This window comes from Stieleria sedimenti (assembly GCF_025060895.1).
GTDB lineage: Bacteria > Planctomycetota > Planctomycetia > Pirellulales > Pirellulaceae > Stieleria > Stieleria sedimenti.
The window spans coordinates 1-8,902 of record NZ_JANZKV010000310.1; the positions used below are offsets into that span (position 1 = coordinate 1).

The 8,902-nt window shown below is 61.4% G+C and carries 7 protein-coding genes; 5 read left to right on the forward strand and 2 right to left on the reverse strand.

Translation table 11 applies throughout. The features are described 5' to 3' along the window. Positions 1-134 precede the first annotated feature (134 nt). Complete coding sequence (locus NZK35_RS31535) at positions 135-1,034, reverse strand: hypothetical protein (protein WP_259636515.1); 900 nt, start codon at positions 1,032-1,034, stop codon at positions 135-137. A gap of 322 nt (positions 1,035-1,356) precedes the next feature. Next, positions 1,357-2,481 carry a peptide chain release factor 2 gene (gene prfB / locus NZK35_RS31540; protein ID WP_323379687.1) on the reverse strand — a complete coding sequence of 375 codons (1,125 nt, stop codon included), beginning with the start codon at positions 2,479-2,481 and terminating at the stop codon, positions 1,357-1,359. A 78-nt stretch (positions 2,482-2,559) separates the two neighbouring features. Here prfB and mnmA point away from each other — a divergent pair, with 78 nt between their 5' ends. From mnmA to NZK35_RS31565, 5 genes are all read left to right on the forward strand, one after another. Beyond that, entirely contained in the window at positions 2,560-3,738 is a 1,179-nt protein-coding gene (mnmA, locus tag NZK35_RS31545) for a tRNA 2-thiouridine(34) synthase MnmA (RefSeq protein WP_259636516.1), read from the forward strand. 116 nt (positions 3,739-3,854) lie between these two features. Then, positions 3,855-4,253 carry an exodeoxyribonuclease VII small subunit gene (gene xseB / locus NZK35_RS31550; RefSeq protein ID WP_259636517.1) on the forward strand — a complete coding sequence of 133 codons (399 nt, stop codon included), beginning with the start codon at positions 3,855-3,857 and terminating at the stop codon, positions 4,251-4,253. A 55-nt stretch (positions 4,254-4,308) separates the two neighbouring features. Further along, positions 4,309-5,355 carry a polyprenyl synthetase family protein gene (locus NZK35_RS31555; RefSeq protein ID WP_407699859.1) on the forward strand — a complete coding sequence of 349 codons (1,047 nt, stop codon included), beginning with the start codon at positions 4,309-4,311 and terminating at the stop codon, positions 5,353-5,355. Between the two features lie 71 nt (positions 5,356-5,426). Then, positions 5,427-7,328: a 1-deoxy-D-xylulose-5-phosphate synthase gene (gene dxs, locus NZK35_RS31560; RefSeq protein WP_259636518.1), complete on the forward strand. Its 1,902-nt coding sequence runs from the start codon at positions 5,427-5,429 to the stop codon at positions 7,326-7,328. Between the two features lie 105 nt (positions 7,329-7,433). After that, positions 7,434-8,324, forward strand: a complete 891-nt coding sequence (locus NZK35_RS31565; RefSeq protein ID WP_259636519.1) for an NAD(+)/NADH kinase — start codon at positions 7,434-7,436, stop codon at positions 8,322-8,324. Positions 8,325-8,902: the final 578 nt, after the last annotated feature.

The window sequence follows — 8,902 nt, forward strand, 5'->3', positions numbered from 1 at the left end:
TGGCTCGGAAGGTGTTAGCGGAACGGCGCGAGCCCTCCGGTTGCGCTTCAAAAACACCGTGAAAAACCGGAGGGCTCGCGCCCTACCGCTAACCAACGCCCCCCGGCGGGTGTCGAAGCAGCTGGCATCGGGTGTCAGCCGACTCGTTCGGTGATCACTCGCAGTTGTGCCGAAGCGTCCGCAAGGGAATCGTCGTGATAGGCCCCGTCAAACGCGTCGTCGTCGGTCTCATCGAATTCAATGTAGACCTCCTGCTCGGCAGTGTCTTGGGGTGGAGTGTTTTCTGACGCCGGCGAATGCGGTGGATCGCGTCGCAATTCACGTCGTTGAAAGGAAGCCGCCGGGACGTACTGCGACTCCAGCGCCGCGCAGGCCAAGGATTCACGGGTCTGCCGCCTCACACGGTCGCGCTGTTCTTCCTGCGACGCGTCAGGAAACAAACCGCGGCAGGGACGATTCACCAGGGTTGCCACCAGCAGCGTCAGTGCAGCCACGATCCCAAGCAGCGGGATTTCATAGGTCGCCCCGACAACCACCGTCATCGACAACACGAACGCGATCAGAGCTTTGAACAGATAGTCCGATGCCGACGCCGCCAACGCGACACTCCAGTGCGATGCCGCTGCTCGCGATGTTGCACGAGATGCTTTGGTCTGCGATGAGCCAGCCCGCCCCGACCGGCTGGCCGTGTCGATGACTAGGTGAAGCACCTTCGCAAAGAATCGCAGCAAGGCAAACGCGATCACCAACATCGGCAGCGGAAACGTGGCGACCCCCGAGTGATCCGGGAAATAGAGAAACAAAAACACCGCCGCGACACACAAGACTGCGATCGTCCCGCGAATGACAAGCCGCAACTGGTGCGATGCTTCGAACGCTGCGACCGCAGCCGACACCACGCCTGATTCGGACACCACAACCGGCTTCACCTGCACCTCGGTCGATGCGTCTCCGCTGACCACTCGGGGGCCGGATTCAACGCCGCGAGACCTGTCAAGGTCACTCGCCCGCTCGGTTTGACTAATCATGTCCATGATAGCCAAGCTCCAGTTCTTATTAGAGCGAGCGGTCAATCCCCTCGTCATGAAGCTCCTTGCCATTACAACCTTCGGTCGCGGGCTGCTTCATGATGCACAAAAGAGTGAAAGGGATCATCCGCTCATTGATTCGATCTGTTTTCCCTGCTGACGATGTCTGCACCTCCGTTATAGCCAACCAGCACAGACTGTCGAGCAAATTAAGCGGGGAACACCCATCAATTCACAGCCATGATCCGACAAGCCGTCAATTTGACAAACAGGACCACACCATTATGGTGGGATTCTGTCATGAAGCTGACGGCGCGCGGGCGATCACTTAATCCTCATCGGCGGTGACCGCGGTCTTTCCACCGGCCCGCCAACGCAAAAAGGCATCCAGAAAGCCCTGCAGTTCGCTGCCGTCGATGACGCTGTTGAAATTGCCGACGTAGTGTCCGGTCCTGGCATCCTTGACGCGCTGGTCGGGGTGCAAGAAGTAGTTGCGAATCTGGCTGCCGAAACCGGTCCTGGCCTGAGTGCTATACTTCGCCGCCGTTTCCGCTTCGCGTCGCTCCTCTTCCAATCGGGCCATTTTGGCGCGGAGCATCTTCCAAGCGTTGGCCTTGTTCTGGTGCTGGCTGCGTTCGCTTTGGCACTGCACCACCGTATTGGTGGGGATGTGAGTCAGACGAATGGCGCTGTCGGTTTTGTTGACGTGCTGGCCACCGGCACCGCTGGCGCGAAAGGTGTCGGTCCGAACGTCCTTCTCTTCAATTTCAACCTCGATGGAATCATCGATTTCAGGCGCGACGCTGACCGCGGCAAAACTGGTCTGCCGCTTGCCTTCGCTGTTGAACGGGCTGATGCGAACCAACCGGTGCATGCCCTGCTCGCCTTTCAGGTAGCCATAGGCCATCGGCCCACGGATGGCGACCGAGGCGCTGTTGATGCCGGCTTCTTCGTTTTCGTGCCGGTCAAGCAGTTGGATCTTGTAGTCTTGGTTGACCGCCCAAGCGGAGTACATCCGCAGCATGATGTCGGCCCAGTCGTTGGCATCGGTCCCGCCATCGCGGGCGTTGATCGTCAAAATCGCCCCGGCGCTGTCGTTGGGGCCATCGAGCAGCGCTTTCAGCTCCAAATCATCCAGAATGTTTTCCAATCGCGAAAGTTCCTGCCCGACTTCGGCGGCAACCGATTCGTCCTCGTCCGCCATCTCCATCAAGACGCTTAAGTCCTCGACGCTGCTGGACAATTCGTTCATCGGGCCGACAATGGCTTTGAGAGCCTTGAGCTCGCCGACAGTTTTTTGAGCCGACTCATTGTCGTCCCAAAAATCCGGCTGGCCCATCTTGGCTTCGATTTTTTTGATCTGCCCCGCCTTGCCGTGATGGTCCAAGGACTCGGCGAGCAGCTTCAGGCGTTTTTCGATTTTTTCACTGCGCTGAACCAGTTCCGCGTCCATCAGTGATCACATCCTTTTCGCCGATCACGACGAATACTTGACATTGAGAAGACTTTCCAGAGAGGTTGAAAACTATACATGGCACGCGTGGTCCTGGCGATGAGTGGGGGAGTCGATTCGAGTGTGGCGGCACATCTGTTGCTTGAGGCCGGACACGAGGTGATCGGCGTATTCATGCGCCACGGCGAGGAGTCCAGCGAAGTCTGCAAGGTGGAACGCGGCGCGGAGCCATCCGTTCCGGCGGGCCAAGCTTCAGCCCCGTCGCTGCCCGTCCTGGGGGGCCTGGCGGCCGGGCGTGCCGACCACAAACAGGGCTGCTGCACCGCCAGTGATGCCGCCGACGCCAAACGCGTCGCCGCTAAATTCGGCATCCCCTTCTACGCACTGGATCTGCAAGCCGACTTTCGACGCATCGTCGATTACTTTGTCGATGACTACCTGAATGGACGCACACCGAATCCTTGCGTGAAATGCAATCATTGGATCAAGTTCGGCCGACTGTTCGACTACGCCGCAGGTGTCGAAGCTGACTTTCTCGCCACCGGCCATTACGCCAGGATGATCGACGGCCAGTTGCACCGCGGATTGGACGGCCACAAAGATCAGTCTTACGCGCTGTTCGGAATTGGCAAGAGCCGTTTGCCACGAATGTTGCTGCCGGTCGGCGATTACCAAAAAACCGAAATCCGCAAGGTCGCCGAAAGCCTCCAACTGGGCGTCGCCGGAAAACGCGATAGCCAGGAAATCTGTTTTGTCACCCAAGGCCACCACAGCGAGTTTGTCAAAGCTCGTCGCCCCGAACTGGTCGGCACCACGGCCGGCGACTTTGTCACCACCGACGGCCGGATCGTCGGCACGCACGACGGCTATGAAGCGTTTACCATCGGCCAACGAAAAGGCCTCGGGGTCGCCCTGGGCACGCCCCATTTCGTGATCCGCATCGACCCCGAAACCAATCAAGTGGTCCTCGGCGAGAAGGAATCGCTGGCGTGCGGGCAACTTTCGGCCGGGGATGCAAATTGGTTGGTCGCGCCGGAATCGCTCAGCCGCCTGGCCGCGTCCGAATCCGGGGCCGGCGGGCTGTCGGTCCAAATCCGCTACAACGGCTCCCCGCAACCGGCATCGGTCGATGTCGACCCGGCATCTCCGGAGCGATTCACCGTTCACTTCGATCGCCCCGTCGACGCCGTCGCGCCCGGCCAAGCCGCCGTCGTCTACCACGGCACCCAAGTCCTCGGAGGCGGCTGGATCGGGTGACGCCCAAACGCGACGCATAGACAACTCGACAAACGCCGCCACATCGCGAGAATTGGCGAATCAGGCGGCACTGCATCGCCCCCTTCAACGACATCAGCACGGCGATCGGCGGAATCATGGCGAAGAAGAAATCAAGTGAATCGACCTCCCCCAGGGGCGAACCAGGACCCCAAGTCGACTTCGAATCGGCACTCGCGGAAGTCGAAACCGTCGTCGAAATGCTCGAAGGCGGGGAGCTCGGACTGTCCGAATCACTTGTCCAGTACGAACGCGGCATCGAAAAAATCAAGCTTTGCCACCAAGTCCTCCAGCAAGCGGAAAAACGGATCGCGGTGTTGACCAGCGTCGATGAAGACGGGACGGCGTCGGTCGAACCGGTGGACACCGGAGAGGGCAGCAGAACCCCCGCCAGCAGATCCCCCGCCAGCAGCGGCCGCTCCGCATCGGGTCGAAAGCCGGCCAGAAAGACGCGCGGGCCGGTCAGCGACGTGGACGAAAACGAGGGGCTTTTTTAAGCTGTACAGTGTGTGGATAATTACTGTTCACCCCCTTTTCGCCCCAGTGCCAGCCTTGCCCGCCTCTCCGATCGAACAAACCAACGCGCAAGATACCGAGCCGGGTATTGATCAAGCACTCGGTGACCTTCTGCCCGCCATCGAACGATCGCTTCAGGCGGCGTGCCAATTCGGCAGCGGTTGCCCGGATCGGCTGGCCGATGCGATCCGCTATGCCGTGCTGGCCCCCGGCAAACGGCTCCGTCCGGCCCTGGTCCTGATGGCGGCCGAAGCCTGTGGCGGGTCGATCGAGGAGGCGATGCCCGGCGCGGTCGCCGTGGAAATGATCCATGCCTACTCGCTGATTCACGACGATTTGCCCGCGATGGACGACGACGATCTCCGCCGCGGACGGCCGACGGTCCATATCGCTTTTGACGAAGCCACCGCGATTTTGGCCGGAGACGCGTTGCAGCCCCTGGCAATCTCGTACCTGTGCCGCAACGTGGCGGATCTGCATCGACGTGCCCTGGCCGTCGAACTGCTGTCCAACGCCGCCGGCCCCGAACAGCTCGTCGGCGGCCAAGCCGATGACCTGGCCGCCGAGTCGGGGCAGTTGCCCGCCGAGGTCGCCGCCGAACTGGAATCGGCCAGCCTGCGTTCATCTGGCCAGCCGCCATCTGCCTGGCAGCGGCCCAATGAACCGAGCGGCAGCCCCCCCCGTAATCCAGACGGACGCGCCGGACTCGCGTTCCTGGAATCGATTCACCGACGCAAAACGGGTGCCCTGTTTACCGCGTCGCTTCAACTGGGAGCCGTTTTGTGCGGCGCCAGCGATCGACAATCCCAGGCCCTGACCGACTTTGCGGCCGATCTCGGATTAGCATTTCAGGTGGTCGACGACTTGCTGGACCACACCGCTGACGAATCCAACCTCGGAAAACGCGTCGGAAAAGACAGCGATCGCGGAAAACTGACGTACCCCGGACTGCTGGGGCTCCCCAACGCACAAGCCTTCGCCAGCGACTTGATCCGATCCGCAAAATCACACCTGACCGTTTTAGGTCCGCCGGCTTGGCGGTTAGAGTGTCTGGCAGATTACGTCCTCGCTCGCACCCACTGATTTCAAGCAATCACCTTGATGCGGTAACCACGGATTGACCCGCTCGACCGACATCTCAAAAGGAAGCCAAATTGAACGACCCAAAACATCCCCTGCTGGCAAGCTTGAAAGACGCGACAGGGCTGCGAGATTTTTCGCCCCAGCAATTGGAGTCGGCCGCTGACGAAATCCGTGACGTGCTCTGCAACCTGCTGGCTACCCGGACGGCGCACTTTGCGTCCAACCTGGGCGTCGTCGAGCTCTGCCTGGCCCTGCACTGTGAATTCGACTTCCGCACCGATCGCCTGATCTGGGACACCGGCCACCAAATCTACCCGCACAAACTGGTCACCGGCCGCTACCACAGCTTTCCCTCGATTCGCACACAGGGCGGCTTGATGGGATACCCGAACCCGCAGGAAAGCGAGTACGACTTGTTCATGACCGGCCACGCCGGCTGCAGCGTCAGCACCGCGGTCGGACTGCGCAGCGGCGACTTGATGGTCGGCCAACCCGACCGCCGGACGGTCGCGGTGATCGGCGACGGGGCCTTCCCCAGCGGCATCGTGTTCGAGGCGCTCAACAACGCCGGCCACCTGGAAGACGATCTGACGATCGTGCTCAACGACAACAAGATGTCGATTTGCCATCGTGTCGGCGCCGTCGCCGGGTACCTGGACCGCCTGCGAAGCAACCCGTACTACACCGGCTTGAAAAGCGAAGTCGGCAAACTGCTGGAACAGATCCCGATGTTCGGCGATCCGGCCGAGCGGTTTCTGGCCCAGTTGAAGGAAGGCGTCAAAGCCGGCTTGGTCGGCGGCATGTTGTTCGAGGAATTAAACATCCGCTACGTCGGGCCGATCGACGGGCATGACATCGCGCTGGTCCGCAAGTACTTGGCGATGGTCCGAGAAATGAAGGGCCCGGTCCTGCTGCACGTCGTCACCGAAAAGGGCCATGGATACAAACCCGCCGCCGCCGACCCAGTGTTCTTCCACACCCCGCCGGCCTTCGAAGACCGAGACGGCAAACCGGTGCCCCGGCACAGCGACGGCCTGCCCCCGTTCACCGTGCACGCCCGCGATGCGATCAGCGCAGCGATGGCCGCCGACGAAAAGGTCTCCGTGATTACCGCGGCCATGTGCCAAGGCAACAAACTGGAACCGGTCCGCGAAAAATTCCCCAAACAGTTCTTCGACGTCGGCATCTGTGAATCGCACGCGGTCGCCTTCGCCGCCGGTCAATGCAAGGCCGGCGCGCGGCCGATCGTCGACATCTACAGCACGTTTTTACAACGCAGCTACGACCAGATTTTCCAAGAGGTCTCGCTACAAGACCTGCCGGTCGTCTTCATGCTCGATCGCGCCGGACTGACCGGCCCGGACGGACCGACGCACCACGGCGTCTATGACGTCGGCTACATGCGTCTGTTCCCCAACCTCGTCGTGATGGCCCCCGGATATGCCGAAGAACTGGGAATGATGCTTCGCTTCGCACTCGATCACGATCACCCCTGCAGTATCCGCTACCCCAAAGCTTCGGCACTGCAACGCGACCAGGCCGCCCCCGACATCGAACTCGGCAAAAGCGAAGTCATTCGCCCCGGCCATGACGGAACGATCGTCGCCTTCGGTGCGATGCTGGAAAACGCACTCGCCGCGGCCGAGATGCTCGAAGGCGAACTGGATCTGTGCGTCGTCAACGCACGATTCGCCAAACCGATCGACGACGAGATGGTCAGACAGACGATCGAAACCGGGAAATTCATCCTGACTGTGGAAGAAAATGCGGTGATGGGGGGCTTCGGATCGGCGTTCCTGGAATCCGCCGTCGCCCAACGACTCGACACACGCGGCGTCCAGACCCTCGGGCTTCCCGATAGCTTTGTCGAGCACGGAGACCGCAACGAACTGTTGCACCAATGCGGACTCAGCCCCCAAGCGATCGCCGAGCGATGCCGACAAGCGGCACCGGCGACGTCAACCTTCGCCTGAGCAAGTCAGTCGAAAGTGGGATAGGCTTCCAGCCTGTCGATTCCGGGGCGCCAGCCTGGAAGCCTACGCCACACGGACTCCGACCACTGCTATGCTAGGCAACCCATGACGCTCAACCCCGCCCAACCGCGTTCCAACAACCGAACCTGGCCCAACGGCGACCGGAATGTGCCCCGCGTGGTGATCATCGGTGCTCCGGATCGCGAACGTGTCCGCAGCGAAGCAATCCGCTTGCGGCCGCTGATCGCCCAGCACGCCGAGATCGTTGCCGAAGACTTTCATTTCGAATACGGTTTCGATGACCCCGACATCGACCTGGTCATCGTGCTCGGCGGCGACGGTTCGATCTTGCAAACCGCCCGGCAACTCGCCGGAAAGAAAATCCCCGTGCTGGGCATCAACTGCGGAAACCTCGGCTTCCTGGCCGCACTCTCGCCCGACGATTTCTTGGAGGTCTGGCCCCGCGTCTGCTGCGGTGCGTTCGAAGTCATCGACCACTTGATGCTGGAAGTCCGTCTGATTCGAGACGGCCACACCATCTGCCAGCAGCTCGTCTTGAACGAGGTCGCGGTGCTCGGCGGACCGCCGTACCAGATCCTGGGAATTGATCTGTTTGCCGATGGCAACCTGGCGACACGGTATCGCTGCGACGGCCTGATCCTGGCGACACCGGTCGGTTCGACCGCACACAATTTGTCCGCCGGCGGACCGATCCTGCGACGCAACTTACACGCCGTGGTGATTTCGCCGATCAGCCCCCACACGTTGACCTACCGCCCACTGGTCGATTCGGCAGACACCGTGTTCGAGCTCACCGTCAGCGAGCCGAACGAATCCACCAGCGTCGTCGTCGACGGGCGAATTCTCAGCAGGTTGCTGCCCGGCGACCGAGTCCAGGTGCGGCGCTCCGACAGCACGTTTGAAATGCTCTCGGTCCCCGGCCAAAACGACTACCGTACCCTGCGAGAAAAACTCGGCTGGGGCGGCTCGCTGTAGCTGTCGCCCCAACCAAAGGGCGATGGCCCTCCGGGCGCGCCGCCCACCGGGGACAGACCCCGGACGCTGACCAGGGGGAATAGGACGAATGGGACAGATGCAACCTATGAGTCCTATCTGTCCCATTGGTCCTATCGGCAGCACCGGCCGCGCCCACCGGGGACAGACCCCGGACGCTGACCAGGGGGAATAGGACGAATGGGACAAATGCGACCTATGAGTCCTATCTGTCCCATTGGTCCTATCGGCAGCACCGGCCGCGCCCACCGGGGACAGACCCCGGGCGCTGACCAGGGGGAATAGGACGAATGGGACAGATGCGACCTATGAGTCCTATCTGTCCCATTGGTCCTATCGGCAGCACCGGCCGAACCGGGGACAGACCCCGACCGGCGGACAGACCCCGACCGGCGGACAGACCCCGACCGGCGACCCGAATGCGGGCACCGCCCGCGGCGGTGGCGGCGGGCGCGGAAGGGGCGGCGTACAGTTCGGCGGAGGAGGGCGTGCAATCGGCCCATAAAAAAACCCTTCGACGAAATTCGTCGAAGGGTTTTAAAAATTAAAAAATGGCGAGA

What these genes read in the sequence shown, in the direction of transcription:
- NZK35_RS31535 (WP_259636515.1), bottom strand. Translation starts at nt 1,034, where the DNA reads ATGGACATGATTAGTCAAACCGAGCGGGCGAGTGACCTTGACAGGTCT.
- prfB (WP_323379687.1), bottom strand. Translation starts at nt 2,481, where the DNA reads ATGGACGCGGAACTGGTTCAGCGCAGTGAAAAAATCGAAAAACGCCTG.
- mnmA (WP_259636516.1), top strand. Translation starts at nt 2,560, where the DNA reads ATGGCACGCGTGGTCCTGGCGATGAGTGGGGGAGTCGATTCGAGTGTG.
- xseB (WP_259636517.1), top strand. Translation starts at nt 3,855, where the DNA reads ATGGCGAAGAAGAAATCAAGTGAATCGACCTCCCCCAGGGGCGAACCA.
- NZK35_RS31565 (WP_259636519.1), top strand. Translation starts at nt 7,434, where the DNA reads ATGACGCTCAACCCCGCCCAACCGCGTTCCAACAACCGAACCTGGCCC.